Here is a 359-nt window from a genome sequence, read left to right on the forward strand (position 1 = left end):
GCCCTACGATCGAGCCAGGCAATATGCTCGGCAACCCGGGCATCGCAATGATGGCAGTTCAACCGCCGCACCGGCACATCAAGCCAGACGCGCCTGTCCAGAATGTCGCGGTCGCGCACCCTACGTCTTCGACGCTCATGCACCAGGACACAGGGCTGCCGGCATGAGCCGCACAGCGCATCGCTTACAGGACAGGTTTCGAGAACGATCAGCAGGGAGCCGTCTTCTTGTTCCTGGACGGCGTCGACAATATGGCCTTCCCAAAACGGGAGAGACGACATAGCATTGAGCATGGCGGTGGTTTGACAGACTGATTTGTTTGGCGACTATCAATCTACCAACATCAGACCTCCGCCACC

1 protein-coding gene is annotated in these 359 nt (G+C 58.5%); it reads right to left on the bottom strand.

Annotation, left to right across the window (positions count from 1 at the left end; translation table 11 throughout):
- On the bottom strand, window positions 1-293 hold a 293-nt coding region (locus NX784_RS28765), incomplete at its 3' end, for a transposase family protein (RefSeq protein ID WP_258820090.1).
- Window positions 294-359: the final 66 nt, after the last annotated feature.

Origin of the sequence: Massilia pinisoli (genome assembly GCF_024753285.1) — a bacterium.
Classification (GTDB): domain Bacteria; phylum Pseudomonadota; class Gammaproteobacteria; order Burkholderiales; family Burkholderiaceae_D; genus Telluria; species Telluria pinisoli.